The 18,256-nt window shown below is 53.1% G+C and carries 10 protein-coding genes, 1 tRNA gene and 3 rRNA genes; 8 read left to right on the forward strand and 6 right to left on the reverse strand.

What is annotated here, in order from left to right; translation table 11 throughout:
- Positions 1–86 precede the first annotated feature (86 nt).
- The gene (gene bamD / locus AAEY27_RS05950; protein WP_342323977.1) at positions 87–824 is read right to left on the reverse strand and encodes an outer membrane protein assembly factor BamD; all 738 of its coding nucleotides are present in this window, start codon (positions 822–824) and stop codon (positions 87–89) included.
- A gap of 131 nt (positions 825–955) precedes the next feature.
- On the opposite strand from bamD, the gene rluD reads away from it, so the two are divergent.
- From rluD to AAEY27_RS05990, 8 genes are all read left to right on the forward strand, one after another.
- The gene (gene rluD / locus AAEY27_RS05955; RefSeq protein WP_342323978.1) at positions 956–1,936 is read left to right on the forward strand and encodes a 23S rRNA pseudouridine(1911/1915/1917) synthase RluD; all 981 of its coding nucleotides are present in this window, start codon (positions 956–958) and stop codon (positions 1,934–1,936) included.
- Positions 1,933–2,664, forward strand: a complete 732-nt coding sequence (gene yfiH / locus AAEY27_RS05960) for a purine nucleoside phosphorylase YfiH (RefSeq protein WP_342323979.1) — start codon at positions 1,933–1,935, stop codon at positions 2,662–2,664. The genes rluD and yfiH overlap by 4 nt, the downstream gene beginning before the upstream one ends.
- Positions 2,665–2,793: 129 nt before the next feature.
- Positions 2,794–5,367 (forward strand): ATP-dependent chaperone ClpB, encoded by a 2,574-nt coding sequence (gene clpB, locus AAEY27_RS05965; RefSeq protein WP_342323980.1) that lies wholly within the window; start codon positions 2,794–2,796, stop codon positions 5,365–5,367.
- A gap of 430 nt (positions 5,368–5,797) precedes the next feature.
- Positions 5,798–7,339, forward strand: a 16S ribosomal RNA gene (locus AAEY27_RS05970).
- Positions 7,340–7,424: 85 nt separating this feature from the next.
- Positions 7,425–7,500: transfer RNA gene (locus tag AAEY27_RS05975), tRNA-Glu, on the forward strand.
- Positions 7,501–7,731: 231 nt separating this feature from the next.
- Positions 7,732–10,637: ribosomal RNA gene (locus AAEY27_RS05980) — 23S ribosomal RNA — on the forward strand.
- A 102-nt stretch (positions 10,638–10,739) separates the two neighbouring features.
- Positions 10,740–10,855: ribosomal RNA gene (rrf, locus tag AAEY27_RS05985) — 5S ribosomal RNA — on the forward strand.
- Together the 16S, 23S and 5S rRNA genes with 1 tRNA gene alongside form the textbook arrangement of a ribosomal RNA operon.
- A gap of 300 nt (positions 10,856–11,155) precedes the next feature.
- Positions 11,156–12,454, forward strand: coding sequence for an MFS transporter (locus tag AAEY27_RS05990; protein ID WP_342323981.1), 1,299 nt, complete (start codon positions 11,156–11,158; stop codon positions 12,452–12,454).
- On the opposite strand, the gene AAEY27_RS05995 is transcribed toward AAEY27_RS05990, so the two are convergent.
- The 5 genes from AAEY27_RS05995 to trxC all read right to left on the reverse strand — a co-directional run bounded on the left by AAEY27_RS05995 (position 12,451) and on the right by trxC (position 18,169).
- Positions 12,451–12,774 carry a YfiM family lipoprotein gene (locus AAEY27_RS05995; RefSeq protein ID WP_342323982.1) on the reverse strand — a complete coding sequence of 108 codons (324 nt, stop codon included), beginning with the start codon at positions 12,772–12,774 and terminating at the stop codon, positions 12,451–12,453. The genes AAEY27_RS05990 and AAEY27_RS05995 overlap by 4 nt on opposite strands.
- Before the next feature lie 45 nt (positions 12,775–12,819).
- The gene (pssA, locus tag AAEY27_RS06000; RefSeq protein ID WP_342325478.1) at positions 12,820–14,175 is read right to left on the reverse strand and encodes a CDP-diacylglycerol--serine O-phosphatidyltransferase; all 1,356 of its coding nucleotides are present in this window, start codon (positions 14,173–14,175) and stop codon (positions 12,820–12,822) included.
- Between the two features lie 113 nt (positions 14,176–14,288).
- Positions 14,289–16,949 carry a GNAT family N-acetyltransferase gene (locus AAEY27_RS06005; RefSeq protein WP_342323983.1) on the reverse strand — a complete coding sequence of 887 codons (2,661 nt, stop codon included), beginning with the start codon at positions 16,947–16,949 and terminating at the stop codon, positions 14,289–14,291.
- Positions 16,950–16,981: 32 nt separating this feature from the next.
- The gene (locus tag AAEY27_RS06010; protein ID WP_342323984.1) at positions 16,982–17,680 is read right to left on the reverse strand and encodes a tRNA-uridine aminocarboxypropyltransferase; all 699 of its coding nucleotides are present in this window, start codon (positions 17,678–17,680) and stop codon (positions 16,982–16,984) included.
- A gap of 69 nt (positions 17,681–17,749) precedes the next feature.
- The gene (trxC, locus tag AAEY27_RS06015; protein ID WP_342323985.1) at positions 17,750–18,169 is read right to left on the reverse strand and encodes a thioredoxin TrxC; all 420 of its coding nucleotides are present in this window, start codon (positions 18,167–18,169) and stop codon (positions 17,750–17,752) included.
- Positions 18,170–18,256: the final 87 nt, after the last annotated feature.

Below are 18,256 nucleotides of genomic sequence, written 5' to 3' on the forward strand. Positions count from 1 at the left end.
TGTATTGCGGCTAAACCGGTTCAGCCAGCGATGCGATGGATAAAAAAACGGCAGCCCTGAGGCTGCCGTTTTGCATTTCATCGAACTTAAGAATCGCGGTTGTTGGCGGCGATAATTTTCGCCACTTTGTCGGCCTGCGTATTCATTTGCAGTTCGCGGTAGGCTCTTTCCATCAGCGGTAGCGCATCATGCGTTGCTTTGGTATCCGGGAAGTCGCGCAGCATGCCTTCGACACGATTGGTCACCGCAACCCACGCACCACGTGCGGTATAGTATTCCGCAACCGAATATTCGTACTTGGACAGACGATCTTTCAGGTACACCAGACGTTTGCTGGCATCGGTCACGTACTGGCTTTGCGGATAACCGCGCACCAGTTTGGAGAAATCGTTGAATGCGTCACGCGCATGCGCCGGATCGCGATCGCTACGATCTACGCCAAAGAAGCCCTGCAACGCGCTGTCATCCAGCGCCATATTGGTCAGCCCACGCATATACATCACATAATCAATGTTCGGATGGGTCGGGTTCAGGCGGATGAAGCGGTCAATTGCGGCTTGCGCCAGCGGAAGATCGGCATTTTTGTAGTAAGCGTAAATCAGATCCAACTGCACTTGCTGTGAGTAAGGACCAAACGGATAACGATTATCCAGTGCTTCCAGTTGCGTTATTGCCGCCTTCCAGTTACCGTCTTGCAGCTTTTGCTGGGCAGTCGCGTAGATTTCATTTGGTGGATTATCAGGCACCTCTTCCTTTGAACCAGAGCAACCTGCCAAAGCCAGACTCAACGTGGCGGCTGCCACCAGATATTTCAAGCGCGTCATAACGTTTAGACTTTCCTCAGAATGTTCATGCGGGAGATTCTTTATTCCTGCTCCCGACTAAGACCAGCTACAATAGCACACTATATTAAACGGCGAAGCCGTAAAACCCAACGTTAACGAAGAAGCTGTATATGGCACAACTGGTACAACTCACCGCAACGGTATCCGAAAATCAACTCGGTCAACGCTTAGATCAGGCTTTGGCCGAATTGTTCCCGGATTATTCACGTTCGCGCATAAAAGAATGGATTCTCGACCAGCGCGTGCTGGTCAACGGCGTTGTCAGCGACAAGCCAAAAGAGAAAGTGTTGGGTGGAGAACGCATTGCTATCAATGCGGAGATTGAAGAAGAAGCACGCTTTGAGCCGCAAGATATTCCGCTGAACATCGTCTATGAAGATGATGATATCCTCGTCATTAACAAGCCGCGCGACTTGGTTGTTCACCCCGGCGCAGGCAATCCTGATGGCACCATTCTTAACGCACTGCTGCATTATTATCCGCCGATCGTTGATGTTCCGCGTGCCGGTATCGTGCATCGTCTGGACAAAGACACCACCGGTTTGATGGTGGTGGCAAAAACGGTTCCGGCGCAAACGCGTCTGGTTGAATCTTTGCAGCTGCGCGAAATCACCCGTGAATATGAAGCGGTAGCAATTGGTCATATGACCGCTGGCGGTACTGTTGAAGAGCCTATCAGCCGCCATCCGACTAAACGCACGCATATGTCGGTGCACCCGATGGGTAAACCTGCGGTAACGCATTACCGCATCATGGAACATTTCCGCATACATACCCGTCTGCGTTTGCGTCTGGAAACGGGGCGTACGCATCAAATCCGCGTTCATATGGCGCATATCACCCACCCGCTGGTGGGCGATCAGCTTTATGGTGGCCGTCCTCGCCCGCCGAAAGGCGCTTCGGACGCGTTCATCGACGCGCTGCGTAAGTTTGACCGCCAGGCGCTACACGCAACGATGTTGCGCCTTTATCACCCAATCAGCGGTATTGAAATGGAATGGCATGCGCCGATCCCACAAGATATGGTCGATTTGATCGATGCGATGCGCGCGGATTTCGAAATCCATAAAGACGACGTAGCCTGGTTATGACCAAACTGATCCTCCCGGACTGGCCGCTGCCGAAAGGTGTTGCGGCGTGTAGTTCGACGCGTATTGGTGGCGTAAGCCTGCCGCCATATGACTCGCTGAACTTGGGCGCGCACTGCGGTGACAATGCTGAGCATGTGGAAGAAAACCGCAAACGGCTGTTTGCCGCCGGCGGTTTTCCTTCCAAACCCGTATGGCTTGAGCAAGTGCATGGCACTGATGTTCTTAAGCTTAGCGGCGAACCTTATGTGTCGAAACGGGCGGATGCGTCATACAGCAACACGCCCGGCGCGGTCTGCGCGGTAATGACTGCCGACTGTTTGCCGGTGCTTTTTTGTAACCGAGACGGAACCGAAGTTGCCGCCGCACATGCCGGCTGGCGTGGTTTATGTGCCGGTGTTTTGGAAGAAACCGTTGCCTGTTTTGCCGACAAACCAGAAAACTTGCTGGCGTGGCTTGGCCCGGCGATTGGTCCGCAAGCCTTCGAAGTTGGCCCGGAAGTGCGCGAAACGTTTATCGCTCATGATGTGCAGGCCGACAGTGCATTTCGCCCACACGGTGAGAAATACTTTGCTGACATTTACCAGCTCGCGCGCCAAAGGCTGGCGAGTGTGGGTGTGGAACAGGTGTTCGGCGGCGAGCATTGCACCTTTAGCCAGAAGGATGATTTTTTCTCATACCGCCGGGACAAGACGACCGGACGTATGGCAAGTTTCATTTGGCTGATATAACCTAAAGAATCAAGACGATCCAGTACGCGTAAGTTTTCTTTCGCATAATTCAGGTCATTCACCTTGAATAATTGAGGGATGACCTCATTTAATCTCCAGTAGCAATTTTGACCTGTTATGGGAGGAGTTATGCGTCTGGATCGTCTTACCAATAAATTCCAGCTTGCTCTCGCCGATGCCCAGTCACTCGCACTGGGGCACGACAACCAATTTATCGAACCCCTTCATTTAATGAGCGCTTTGCTGAACCAGGAAGGCGGTTCGATTCATCCTTTATTAACCTCTGCCGGCGTTAACGCTGGCCAGTTACGCACAGCCATTGAACAGGCGTTGAGCCGCTTACCGCAGGTGGAAGGCACTGGCGGTGATGTGCAGCCATCGCAGGATTTGGTACGTGTGCTTAACCTTTGCGACAAGCTGGCGCAAAAACGGGGTGACAATTTTATCTCGTCGGAACTCTTTGTTCTGGCGGCGCTGGAATCACGCGGCACGCTGACAGATTTGCTTAAATCAGCGGGTGCAACGACGGCCAATGTGACTCAGGCGATTGAACAAATGCGTGGGGGAGACAACGTGAACGACCAGGGGGCTGAAGATCAACGTCAGGCCTTGAAAAAATTTACTGTGGATCTGACTGAACGTGCTGAACAGGGCAAGCTTGATCCGGTGATCGGCCGTGACGAAGAGATCCGCCGTACTATCCAGGTGTTGCAACGCCGTACCAAAAACAACCCGGTGTTGATTGGTGAACCGGGCGTCGGTAAAACCGCCATCGTAGAAGGTCTGGCGCAGCGTATTGTTAACGGCGAAGTGCCGGAAGGTCTGAAAGGCCGCCGTGTACTGGCGCTGGATATGGGGTCGCTGGTGGCCGGGGCGAAATACCGCGGTGAGTTTGAAGAGCGTTTAAAAGGCGTCCTCAACGATCTGGCGAAACAGGAAGGCAACGTCATTCTGTTTATCGACGAACTGCACACCATGGTCGGTGCGGGTAAAGCCGACGGCGCAATGGATGCGGGCAATATGCTGAAGCCTGCGTTGGCACGTGGTGAACTGCATTGCGTCGGTGCAACCACGCTGGATGAGTATCGTCAATATATAGAGAAAGACGCTGCCCTTGAGCGTCGCTTCCAGAAAGTGCTGGTGGCTGAGCCAACGGTGGAAGACACCATCGCTATTTTGCGTGGCCTGAAAGAGCGCTATGAATTGCACCATCATGTGCAAATCACGGACCCGGCGATTGTCGCGGCGGCAACGTTGTCGCATCGCTATATTTCCGACCGGCAACTGCCGGATAAAGCCATCGACTTAATCGATGAAGCCGCGTCCAGCATTCGGATGCAGATCGACTCAAAACCGGAAGAACTCGACCGGCTCGATCGCCGTATCATTCAGCTCAAGCTGGAACAGCGGGCATTGATGAAAGAGTCTGACGAGGCCAGTAAAAAACGTCTCGAAATGCTTAATGAAGAGCTGGAAGATAAAGAGCGTCAGTACTCCACGCTGGAAGAAGAGTGGAAAGCTGAGAAAGCTTCCCTCTCCGGAACGCAGACAATTAAGTCCGAACTGGAGCAGGCGAAAATCGCCATGGAACAAGCTCGTCGTAGTGGTGACCTGGGAAGGATGTCGGAATTGCAGTACGGCAAAATTCCGGAGCTGGAAAAACAGCTCGCTGCGGCAACGCAGGCAGAAGGGAAAACTATGCGACTGCTTCGTAACCGTGTTACCGATGCCGAAATTGCCGAAGTACTGGCGCGTTGGACCGGCATTCCTGTGGCACGGATGATGGAAGGCGAGCGTGAAAAATTACTGCGGATGGAGCATGACCTGCACCATCGCGTAATTGGTCAGGATGAAGCGGTTGAAGCGGTATCGAACGCCATTCGTCGTAGCCGCGCAGGTTTGTCGGATCCGAATCGGCCTATTGGCTCGTTCCTGTTCCTTGGGCCTACTGGCGTGGGTAAAACTGAGCTGTGCAAATCGCTGGCGAATTTTATGTTCGATAGCGACGATGCAATGGTGCGTATCGATATGTCCGAGTTTATGGAGAAACACTCCGTTTCGCGCCTGGTCGGTGCGCCTCCGGGATATGTCGGTTATGAAGAGGGCGGTTACCTGACAGAAGCGGTACGTCGTCGTCCTTATTCCGTCATCCTTCTGGATGAAGTGGAGAAAGCGCATCCGGATGTATTCAACATTCTGTTGCAGGTGCTGGACGATGGTCGTCTGACGGACGGGCAGGGCAGAACGGTCGACTTCCGTAATACGGTGGTCATTATGACGTCCAACCTTGGCTCTGATCTGATTCAGGAGCGCTTTGGCGATCTGGATTACGGTCATATGAAAGAGTTGGTACTGGGTGTGGTCAGCCAGAGCTTCCGCCCGGAATTCGTCAACCGTATTGATGAAGTGGTGGTGTTCCATCCGTTAGGCGAAAAACATATTGCTTCTATTGCGCAGATTCAGTTGCAGCGTTTGTACAAACGTCTGGAAGAGCGTGGTTATGAAGTAACGATCTCTGATGAGGCGCTGAAACTACTCAGTGCGAATGGTTATGATCCGGTGTACGGCGCGCGTCCATTAAAACGTGCAATCCAGCAGCAGATCGAAAACCCGCTGGCGCAGCAAATCCTCTCCGGCGAACTGATTCCGGGCAAAAGGGTTCAGCTTGTCGTGAAAGACGATCGCATAGTTGCCGTGCAGTAAGTGATGAAAAAACAAAAACGGGCTCTTCGGGGCTCGTTTTTGTTTAAAAAGCAGGCGGAAATGTTTGTGCTACACTCATTTAGCTCGAAAAATAAGCAGGCGGTAACTTTTTCCAAATTAGGGGTTGCCAGCCGGAATTAACTCCCTATAATGCGCCTCCACTGACACGGCACAACGGCAGACACACCGGCCTGTCAGGTGAATAATTCTGAAAATAATCAGTTGACTTCACGGCGGGAAAGCGTAATATGCACACCCCGCGCCGCAGCGAAAAGCGAGGCGGCACTGCTCTTTAACAATTTATCAGACAATCTGTGTGGGCACTCAGGGGATATGGATTCTTGAACGTCGCAAGACGCTAAATGAATACCAAGTCTCACGGGTGAACACGTAATTCATTACGAAGTTTAATTCAGTGAGCATCAAACTTAAATTGAAGAGTTTGATCATGGCTCAGATTGAACGCTGGCGGCAGGCCTAACACATGCAAGTCGGACGGTAACAGGAAGCAGCTTGCTGCTTCGCTGACGAGTGGCGGACGGGTGAGTAAAGTCTGGGAAACTGCCTGATGGAGGGGGATAACTACTGGAAACGGTAGCTAATACCGCATAACGTCGCAAGACCAAAGAGGGGGACCTTCGGGCCTCTTGCCATCAGATGTGCCCAGATGGGATTAGCTAGTAGGTGGGGTAAAGGCTCACCTAGGCGACGATCCCTAGCTGGTCTGAGAGGATGACCAGCCACACTGGAACTGAGACACGGTCCAGACTCCTACGGGAGGCAGCAGTGGGGAATATTGCACAATGGGCGCAAGCCTGATGCAGCCATGCCGCGTGTATGAAGAAGGCCTTCGGGTTGTAAAGTACTTTCAGCGGGGAGGAAGGGGAAATGGTTAATAACCATTTTCATTGACGTTACCCGCAGAAGAAGCACCGGCTAACTCCGTGCCAGCAGCCGCGGTAATACGGAGGGTGCAAGCGTTAATCGGAATTACTGGGCGTAAAGCGCACGCAGGCGGTCTGTCAAGTCGGATGTGAAATCCCCGGGCTCAACCTGGGAACTGCATTCGAAACTGGCAGGCTTGAGTCTCGTAGAGGGAGGTAGAATTCCAGGTGTAGCGGTGAAATGCGTAGAGATCTGGAGGAATACCGGTGGCGAAGGCGGCCTCCTGGACGAAGACTGACGCTCAGGTGCGAAAGCGTGGGGAGCAAACAGGATTAGATACCCTGGTAGTCCACGCCGTAAACGATGTCGACTTGGAGGTTGTGCCCTTGAGGCGTGGCTTCCGGAGCTAACGCGTTAAGTCGACCGCCTGGGGAGTACGGCCGCAAGGTTAAAACTCAAATGAATTGACTGGGGCCCGCACAAGCGGTGGAGCATGTGGTTTAATTCGATGCAACGCGAAGAACCTTACCTGGTCTTGACATCCACAGAACCTGGCAGAGATGCCGGGGTGCCTTCGGGAACTGTGAGACAGGTGCTGCATGGCTGTCGTCAGCTCGTGTTGTGAAATGTTGGGTTAAGTCCCGCAACGAGCGCAACCCTTATCCTTTGTTGCCAGCGGTCCGGCCGGGAACTCAAAGGAGACTGCCAGTGATAAACTGGAGGAAGGTGGGGATGACGTCAAGTCATCATGGCCCTTACGACCAGGGCTACACACGTGCTACAATGGCGCATACAAAGAGAAGCGACCTCGCGAGAGCAAGCGGACCTCATAAAGTGCGTCGTAGTCCGGATTGGAGTCTGCAACTCGACTCCATGAAGTCGGAATCGCTAGTAATCGTGAATCAGAATGTCACGGTGAATACGTTCCCGGGCCTTGTACACACCGCCCGTCACACCATGGGAGTGGGTTGCAAAAGAAGTAGGTAGCTTAACCTCCGGGAGGGCGCTTACCACTTTGTGATTCATGACTGGGGTGAAGTCGTAACAAGGTAACCGTAGGGGAACCTGCGGTTGGATCACCTCCTTACCTGAAAGAACCTGCCCCTGCAGTGCCCACACAGATTGTCTGATGAAAAGCAGAAAGCAAGGCGTCTTGCGATTGAGACTTCAGTGTCCCCTTCGTCTAGAGGCCCAGGACACCGCCCTTTCACGGCGGTAACAGGGGTTCGAATCCCCTAGGGGACGCCACGCGTTAACTGATGAGGTTGAACCTCGCAGGGGACGCCACTTGCTGGTTTGTGAGTGAAAGTCACCGGCCCTGATATTTCAAAACTGACTTGTAAAGTCACGTTTGAAATATCTGCTCTTTAAAAATCTGGATCAAGCTGAAAATTGAAACGCGGAACAGTGCGAACTGTTCCGTGAGTCTCTCAAATTTTCGCAACGTGATGATGCGTAAGAAACATCTTCGGGTTGTGAGGTTAAGCGACTAAGCGTACACGGTGGATGCCCTGGCAGTCAGAGGCGATGAAGGACGTGCTAATCTGCGAAAAGCGCCGGTAAGGTGATATGAACCGTTATAGCCGGCGATGTCCGAATGGGGAAACCCGGTGCACTCAGGTGCATCATCACAGCATGAATCCATAGTGCTGTGAAGCGAACCGGGGGAACTGAAACATCTAAGTACCCCGAGGAAAAGAAATCAACCGAGATTCCCCCAGTAGCGGCGAGCGAACGGGGAACAGCCCAGAGCCTGAATCAGTTTGTGTGTCAGTGGAAGCGTCTGGAAAGTCGCGCGATACAGGGTGAAAGCCCCGTACACGAAGATGCACATGCTGTGAGCTCGAAGAGTAGGGCGGGACACGTGGTATCCTGTCTGAATATGGGGGGACCATCCTCCAAGGCTAAATACTCCTGACTGACCGATAGTGAACCAGTACCGTGAGGGAAAGGCGAAAAGAACCCCGGCGAGGGGAGTGAAAGAGAACCTGAAACCGTGTACGTACAAGCAGTGGGAGCCTCATTAATGGGGTGACTGCGTACCTTTTGTATAATGGGTCAGCGACTTATATTCTGTAGCAAGGTTAACCGTATAGGGGAGCCGAAGGGAAACCGAGTCTTAACTGGGCGTTAAGTTGCAGGGTATAGACCCGAAACCCGGTGATCTAGCCATGGGCAGGTTGAAGGTTGGGTAACACTAACTGGAGGACCGAACCGACTAATGTTGAAAAATTAGCGGATGACCTGTGGCTGGGGGTGAAAGGCCAATCAAACCGGGAGATAGCTGGTTCTCCCCGAAAGCTATTTAGGTAGCGCCTCGTGAATTCATCTCCGGGGGTAGAGCACTGTTTCGGCTAGGGGGCCATCCCGGCTTACCAACCCGATGCAAACTACGAATACCGGAGAATGTTATCACGGGAGACACACGGCGGGTGCTAACGTCCGTCGTGAAGAGGGAAACAACCCAGACCGCCAGCTAAGGTCCCAAAGTCATGGTTAAGTGGGAAACGATGTGGGAAGGCCCAGACAGCCAGGATGTTGGCTTAGAAGCAGCCATCATTTAAAGAAAGCGTAATAGCTCACTGGTCGAGTCGGCCTGCGCGGAAGATGTAACGGGGCTAAACCATGCACCGAAGCTGCGGCAGCGACGCTTATGCGTTGTTGGGTAGGGGAGCGTTCTGTAAGCCGTTGAAGGTGTGCTGTGAGGCATGCTGGAGGTATCAGAAGTGCGAATGCTGACATAAGTAACGATAAAGCGGGTGAAAAGCCCGCTCGCCGGAAGACCAAGGGTTCCTGTCCAACGTTAATCGGGGCAGGGTGAGTCGACCCCTAAGGCGAGGCCGAAAGGCGTAGTCGATGGGAAACAGGTTAATATTCCTGTACTTGGTGTTACTGCGAAGGGGGGACGGAGAAGGCTATGTCGGCCGGGCGACGGTTGTCCCGGTTTAAGCGTGCAGGTGGAACGACCAGGCAAATCCGGTTGTTTTTAACACTGAGGCGTGATGACGAGGCACCACGGTGCTGAAGTGACAAATGCCCTGCTTCCAGGAAAAGCCTCTAAGCATCAGGTAACACGAAATCGTACCCCAAACCGACACAGGTGGTCAGGTAGAGAATACCAAGGCGCTTGAGAGAACTCGGGTGAAGGAACTAGGCAAAATGGTGCCGTAACTTCGGGAGAAGGCACGCTGGTGCGTAGGTGAAGTGACTTGCTCACGGAGCTGAAACCAGTCGAAGATACCAGCTGGCTGCAACTGTTTATTAAAAACACAGCACTGTGCAAACACGAAAGTGGACGTATACGGTGTGACGCCTGCCCGGTGCCGGAAGGTTAATTGATGGGGTCAGCGCAAGCGAAGCTCCTGATCGAAGCCCCGGTAAACGGCGGCCGTAACTATAACGGTCCTAAGGTAGCGAAATTCCTTGTCGGGTAAGTTCCGACCTGCACGAATGGCGTAATGATGGCCAGGCTGTCTCCACCCGAGACTCAGTGAAATTGAACTCGCTGTGAAGATGCAGTGTACCCGCGGCAAGACGGAAAGACCCCGTGAACCTTTACTATAGCTTGACACTGAACACTGAGCCTTGATGTGTAGGATAGGTGGGAGGCTTTGAAGCGTGGACGCCAGTCTGCGTGGAGCCGACCTTGAAATACCACCCTTTAATGTTTGATGTTCTAACGTGGACCCGTGAACCGGGTTGCGGACAGTGTCTGGTGGGTAGTTTGACTGGGGCGGTCTCCTCCTAAAGCGTAACGGAGGAGCACGAAGGTCAGCTAATCCTGGTCGGACATCAGGAGGTTAGTGCAATGGCATAAGCTGGCTTGACTGCGAGCGTGACGGCGCGAGCAGGTGCGAAAGCAGGTCATAGTGATCCGGTGGTTCTGAATGGAAGGGCCATCGCTCAACGGATAAAAGGTACTCCGGGGATAACAGGCTGATACCGCCCAAGAGTTCATATCGACGGCGGTGTTTGGCACCTCGATGTCGGCTCATCACATCCTGGGGCTGAAGTAGGTCCCAAGGGTATGGCTGTTCGCCATTTAAAGTGGTACGCGAGCTGGGTTTAGAACGTCGTGAGACAGTTCGGTCCCTATCTGCCGTGGGCGCTGGAGAACTGAGGGGGGCTGCTCCTAGTACGAGAGGACCGGAGTGGACGCATCACTGGTGTTCGGGTTGTCATGCCAATGGCACTGCCCGGTAGCTAAATGCGGAAGAGATAAGTGCTGAAAGCATCTAAGCACGAAACTTGCCCCGAGATGAGTTCTCCCTGAGACTTAAAGTCTCCTGAAGGAACGTTGAAGACGACGACGTTGATAGGCCGGGTGTGTAAGCGCAGCGATGCGTTGAGCTAACCGGTACTAATGAACCGTGAGGCTTAACCTTACAACGCCGAAGATGTTTTGGTGTGAGAGAGAGAAGATTTTCAGCCTGATACAGATAAAGCCGGGTGCGGAGGAGAAGTCTGCACGCGGTAAACAGAATTTGCCTGGCGGCAACAGCGCGGTGGTCCCACCTGACCCCATGCCGAACTCAGAAGTGAAACGCCGTAGCGCCGATGGTAGTGTGGGGTCTCCCCATGCGAGAGTAGGGAACTGCCAGGCATCAGACAAGTGAAGAGGCCATCCGTCGGGATGGCCTTTTTGCGTTCTGTCTTCTGGTTGTCGGTGGGCATTCCACCGGCAGCCGGAACAAACAGACAAGCCTCATGCGAAAGCATGAGGCTTGTTGTTACTCTTCCCCATCGGGGCATATTCTCATTTCATTATCCTGCTAAGCTAAATTGTGATATGCATCACTAATCGGTGATAACAAATATGTAACATTCCTACCTTTGCACAGTGGTGAGCATGGATGTTCACTGTCAGAAAGCAATCCTTAGCGTTGGCAGGAGTAAAATTAGAATGGCTGAAAGCAGCATGACAACCCGCGAATCGCTCACCGGTAGCGATACCCGACGCCGGGTGTGGGCAATTATCGGTGCCTCATCGGGTAACTTAGTGGAATGGTTTGATTTTTACGTCTATTCCTTTTGCTCTCTTTATTTTGCCCATATCTTTTTTCCAGCAGGAAATACCACCACTCAGCTACTACAAACCGCAGGTGTTTTTGCTGCAGGCTTTCTGATGCGACCAATCGGCGGCTGGCTTTTCGGCCGCATTGCCGACAGGCGCGGACGTAAAACATCGATGCTGATCTCCGTTTGCATGATGTGTATGGGTTCGCTGGTGATTGCTTGCTTGCCTGGCTACGACAGTATCGGTACGTGGGCTCCTGCGTTATTACTGTTGGCGCGTCTGTTTCAAGGGCTCTCGGTTGGTGGAGAATATGGTACCAGCGCCACTTATATGAGTGAGGTCGCGGTTGAAGGGCGCAAAGGGTTTTATGCCTCATTTCAGTACGTTACCCTGATTGGTGGTCAATTATTGGCGTTGCTTGTTGTAGTTATATTGCAGCAGGTTCTGGAAGATGAGGCTCTGCGATCCTGGGGCTGGCGTATCCCGTTTGCCATCGGCGCAGTACTGGCCATCGTCGCGCTTTGGCTACGTCGTCAGTTGGATGAAACCTCGCAACAGGAAGTCCGTGCTTTGAAAGAGGCCGGTTCGATGAAAGGGTTGTGGCGAAACCGCAAAGCTTTTCTAATGGTGCTTGGTTTTACCGCCGGTGGTTCGCTCACGTTCTACACTTTTACGACTTATATGCAGAAGTACCTCGTTAATACAGCGGGTATGCATGCAAACGTGGCGAGCATCATTATGACTGTCGCCTTGTTTGTCTTTATGTTGATCCAACCGGTTATCGGCGCTTTGTCCGATCGCATTGGCCGCCGTACTTCAATGCTGCTTTTTGGTGGGCTGGCGACGATATTTACCGTGCCGATCCTGAGTGCGCTGCATAGCGTAAACTCACCTTATATAGCATTTGCGCTGGTCATGCTGGCTCTGATAATTACCAGCTTCTATACCTCGATCAGTGGGATCCTGAAAGCAGAGATGTTCCCGGCGCAGGTTCGTGCGTTAGGGGTTGGGCTGTCCTATGCCGTAGCGAATGCGGTGTTTGGCGGCTCAGCCGAGTATGTCGCCCTGTCGCTGAAATCCGTCGGTTTCGAAACCGCTTTCTTCTGGTACGTCACTGTGATGGGCGCGTTAGCGTTTCTGGTTTCTCTGATGCTGCATCGCAAAGGAAAGGGTATTCGTCTTTAGTGTTCCGCCAGTTGCCACACGGCATAGCCCGTTGTGGCACCAGCAACGTCCCACGCAAAATCCTTCCAGCTCCAGCCGCTCCCCGCCGGGCGGCTGTCCCACAGTTCTTTCGAAGCCCCAAGACTCAAGGAAAACATCACCCCTAATACCGCGCTACGATCGCGACTGATGCCCTGATGCTGTGCATACTCATTTCCGGCTGCGGAAAGCATCGCTGAGCCAAGAAAGTGTTGCGCTTTATCCTGACCAGTCCAGTTATCGTTTGCCATATGGCTGCAACCCGTCAGCAGTAATGCGCTTAACAAGAAGGTGTATTTCATGAGGGAAGCCTGAAAAAAAGCCCTGTCGCAGGACAGGGCTTTGATTTAAAGAATACGGCTAATTAACTTATCGATGCGGATACGGCGCAAGCGGCGAATCAGCTTACGCACTTTCACCGGATAATCGGCAATGCTTTGCAGATCGCGATAGTGATTAACGACCGTGGTATGTGTGCGGATAAGCTCAAGCTCTTTATCACGCTGTGCCGCCAGTTCGTGCTTCGGATCGTGGATCAACACCGCGTTTTCCAGGTCCAGGCGCCAGGCGCGCGGGTTCAGGTTATTCCCCGTCAGCAAGATCCACTCATCATCAACCCACATGCCTTTCAGGTGATAGCTGTTATCGTCATCTTTCCACAGCCGAACCACTAGCTGATCGGTATTCACGTAATATTGCAGGCGGCTCAAAAAGCGGCGCAGGTTGATCTCATAGAGATAAGGCAAAGCGCCGATGATTTTAAACGGCTGATCTTCAGGGATAAAAAAGTCATTCGCCGTTTTATCACCCACGATAATTTCTACCTTCTTGCCTTCGCGGAGTAGCTGGATAACATTGCGCACCAGCACTGCGGGCAGGTTGAAGTACGGTGTACAAATGGTCAATTTGTGTTCCGCACACGGCATCAGGTGGAAAATCGTTTTGTTCAGCAGGCTGGATTTACCCAGACCGACCAGCGGCGTTACGGCCAATTGTTCATTATCGGCATCGCCCTGGAAATGGAATGTGGCATCACGCAATTCCTGACGGAACTGACGAATATCATTTTTGATTTCCGGGCTTTTCGGTCGCAGAGGATCGTCAAGACGATTAACGCCTCGACCCTGAATCAGGTTTTTATCCACCCAATCACGCATCACATCCGCCATTTGCGGGTTGCGGATCAGCTGATAACGGTCATAACGATATTTTTCATGCTGATGCAGGTAAACATCATTAATGCTCGCGCCGCTATACAGCACACTGTCATCAATGATGAAACCTTTGAAATGGAGTACGCCGAGCGCTTCACGCGTATTGACTGGTACGCCATAAACCGGAACGACGACGCCAGGATTTTCCTGAGCGAGGTGGCAATACCAGTCGGCGTTGGTGTTTGACGCCGCCGCGCCAATGCGCCCACGCTGTGCGCGGTGCCAGTCGACGAGGACACAAACATCCAGTTCAGGGCGCTGGCGTTTTGCTTCATACAGCGTGTTCAGAATTCCTTTCCCGCCATCGTCCTGTTCAAGATACAGGGCAATGATATAGATTCGGCGCGTCGCGCTGGCTATCTTCGCAAGCAGCGTCTCCCGGAAATCAGCCGGTGCATAGAAGAACTCTACATCATCAACTGACTGGGAAATCTTGGGTAGTTGGGCAAGGTGTTGTTGATGTTTATTACGCTTAAATTTTGACAACATCACAGTGCGTTTCTTCTCTGTTTATTGAAGGGTCTTCTGTACCATGCAGACGACATAAGCGGGCAATAATAACACCGTGCCTACTAAAGTGGTCAACATTTCCAGTACCTTACTCAGGATTGATCCGTCTGCGCCAGCGGGAGCGACAAGCCCACGATCCCATCTTCCAGCTGAATATCGACATCGAATCCCAGTTTACGCGCCAGTGTCACCATGCCGCGATTGTTGGGCATAGTAATACCATTCAAGCGTTTAAGTCCGTGATCCCGGGTATAACTGATAAGCTTCTCAAGCAAACGCCGCCCAAGCCCGAGTCCTTTTAAATCAGAACGTACTAATACGGAAAACTCCGCATCAATATTGTCCGGATCGGATATTGCGCGGGTGACCCCCAGAATCTCTTCGCCTTGCTCCGTGTGGCGCACTGCTACAAATGCCATTTCCCGATCGTAGTCGATCTGCGTCATATTCGCTAAATCATCGTGGGTAAATTCGTTGATCTCGCTAAAGTAGCGGTAATAAAGATCCTCTTTCGTCACGCGCGCGATAAACTGCTGGAGCTGCGGCTCATCTTCAGGAAGGATCGGTCGGAACAGACAAAGTTCGCCATTTTTCATCCTGACTTGCTCTTCAAGGTGTTGCGGATAGGGGCGGATAGCCAACCGAGATTCGCCATTTTTGACCGATGATGTGATGGTCATGCTTACATCCAGCGCCGTAAACTCGCTGCCGGATGCCAGCAGCGGGTGAATATCGAGCCGTTCGATTTCCGGGCAATCAACAATCAGGTTTGAAACCTGCACCAGAAACTGGCTTAAACCGGCGATGTCCAGCGCGCGTAACGCGCTACGACCGCGGATCTTTTTGCTTTTGATCGCCTGAATAACCAGGTAACGCGCAAGGTTCATATTCAGCGGGGGCAGGGCGACAGCTGCTTGATCTTCCGCCCGCCATTCAACGCCGCCTTCACCCAGCATAATCAGCGGGCCAAATACCGGATCGTGCTCGACCACTACGCGCAGCTCCTGCGCGCCGGCACGGTTCGCCATACTTTGCACCTGCAAACCGTGGATCCGCGCCTGAGGCCAGTTTATCTTCACGCGTTCGATAATCGCATCTGCCGCCTGTTGAACCTCCTTCGCGGTGCGTAGATAAAGCATGACTCCCTGAACTTCCGATTTATGCGGAATATCCGGCGAACGCAATTTCAACGCGACCGGGTAGCCAATTTGTTCGGCAATATGTACCGCCTCGATGCTGTCGCTGGCGATCCATGTCGGCAGCGTTTGCAAACCCCAGGCACGCAAAATCGGTTGCACTTCGTGGGTGTCCAGCAGGGTTGCGCCGTCGGCGAGCGCTTGTTGCAGCAAGTTATGCGCTTCGGCGGTATCTGCCGTCAGGCTCAGCGAAATTGCCGGCGTTTCACGTAGCTGTTTTTGGTTGCGGCGGTACTCCACCATATGCATAAACGCGGTGATGGTGCCTTCCGGCGTGCGGTACGTTGGCAACCCCGCTTCGCTAAAGAAACGCCGTGCTTCCTGGGATGAAAATTCACCACACCAGTTGGTCAGCACTGTGACATATTTCCCGCGAGGATGATTTTTCAGCACATCAATCAACGCCTGCGCACTTTGGCTACCCGGTGCTGCCGCGCTTGGGGAATGAATCACCATTAACGCATCGTAATCATGGCTGTTCAGTAGAATGTTGAGTGCGGTGGCATAGCGCGCATTACCGGCATCATCCCGCAAATCCAGCGGATTACCGGGCGTGACATACTCCGGGAGCGCCGCGCGGAGTTGCGCCAATGTCTCTTCGCTAAGCGTTGCCAGCTTGCCATTGCGTAACCACAGTTCATCAAGCGCCAGCGCGGCTGGCGCTGCACCGTTACTGATGATCATCAAACGCTCACCGCGCAGCGGGCGCATATGGCTAAGGGTTTCAACGGCTGAAAACAGTTCATGGGTGTCCTGAACGCGCAGCAGACCGGCACGTTGAATAGCCGCGTCCCAGGCCGGATCAAGGCCCGAATGCGTATGTAAAAGGCGCTGGGCTTCCGGGCTGCGGCCGCTTTTGATCACCAAAATAGGTTTGTTACGCGACGCACTACGCGCAGCCGATACAAAACGGCGCGCATCGCTTAAATGTTCAAGATAAAGAAGAATGGCGCTGGTTTTACTGTCACGGGCAAGGAAATCCAGCAGTTCATCGACATCAATATCGAGGCTATCGCCCAGCGCGATAAAGTAGGAAAAGCCCATTTCCCGCTGCTGCGCCCAATCGAGAATGGTGTTGGACACGGCAGCAGATTGGGAAATAAACGCCAGTTTGCCGCGCGTAATCGGTACCGGAGAGAAACTGGCATTCAGACCTTGCCACGGTGCCAATAAACCCAGGCTGTTGGGGCCAAGCAGGCGCATTTGGTAGCGGCCCGCGCAGGCGAGCAGTTCTGCGTGTTGCTCAGGCGGCGCGGAAAGAATAATGCAGGTCTTACAGCCTTTTTGCCCGAGAGCGTCGAGCAATTCCAGGTTTCGTTTGTAGTGGGTGCATAACACTGCGAGGTCGGGGGTAAAAGGCAAGCTGGCGATATCCGGCCAGGCCAGCACGCCTTGTACGGCTTTATACGCCGGTGTCACCGGTAATACTGGCCCGGCGAAACCGCCTGCCAACAAGTTGCGCATCATCAGGAAACCGGCGCGATCTGGTTTCATCGACGCGCCCACTACCGCAATCGATCGGGGACGCAATAACGCTTCCAACCCTCGTTGGCTCATACCGGCCTCCACAAATGAGTGACCCGATGATATTAAACGCTTTCGGCTGCGTTTGCTGTGACGGTTGACGAATGATGCGGTTTCCCTGCCAGGTAACGCTCGCGAAAGAGAGTGAAATGGTCGCTTAGTGCCTGCGCAGCGGTGTTATCACAGGCCAAATCCAATAGCGCAATCGCCACTTCCGCCGTGCAGTATTGATCGTCGGCGTGGGCTTCACGCAACCGGTAAGCGGAAACGCGCGATAAATCGACGGAAATAACCGGTAATGCATCCAGATAAGGGCTTTTGCGAAACATTTTGCGCGCCTCGGTCCAGGTTCCGTCGAGCATAATAAACAGCGGTGGTTTGCCCGTTGGCGGTGCGCTCAGAACCTGGCGCTCACTGCCTGCATAAGAAGCTGGAAATACCACCATTGGCTGGTATTCGTCGCTGGCACATAAGTCAATAAGCGCCTGCGGCGGCTCGGTGCGCGACCACTGAAAAGCCAGCGTGTCCGGTAACACATCGGCAATCAATCGCCCGGTATTGCTGGGTTTCATGGGTTCGGTATCAAACATGACCAGGCAAAATCGGCTGGTGGCCGTCGACGGTTTTAGCGTTTCACACAGGCATTGACGCAGTGGCAGCAAGCAGCGCTGGCAGCGGCGGATTCGATTGCCACGCGCAAGAAACGGGCGAGTCGAGCGGGCAAGACGCTCAGCGCGGAGTTGGAGAACGGCGTTATGGTTCATGGGCATCGCGTTAGAAAAACGCCATTGTCGCAGAGGTAAAAACGGGGCACAAGATGCGCCCCGGTAGGATCACAGCGATTCGTTGAGCCAGCTGTCAAACGGTGCTTTCGGCATTGCGCCGCTCAGCATGTCCACCACTTCGCCATTTTTGAACAGCATAATGGTCGGAATGCTGCGGATGCGAAAACGCGCGCTCAGTTCACGTTCTGCTTCGGTGTTCACTTTGACGAAACGTACTTTACCGCTGCGCTCTTCCGCCACGTCTTCAAAGATCGGCGCAAAGTTGCGGCACGGGCCACACCACGGTGCCCAAAAATCCACTACTACGGGCAGATCGTCTTTCAGCAGTTTATCCAGCGTTTCGCCGGTGGCGTTAATCACATCGCCATCAAACAGCTCATGTCCACACCGTCCACATTTGGCGCTGTCGTTCATTCTTTCCTGTGGAATGCGGTTCAACGCCTGACAGCTTGCACATACGGTATTCATAACTAACCTCAGGGAAGCGATGATACAAAGCGGCTTGTCGCCGTTATGTTTCTACAATGTTACATATTATTGATGGGAAGGTTTTAA

Source organism: Kosakonia sp. BYX6 (assembly GCF_038449125.1).
Classification (GTDB): domain Bacteria; phylum Pseudomonadota; class Gammaproteobacteria; order Enterobacterales; family Enterobacteriaceae; genus Kosakonia; species Kosakonia calanthes.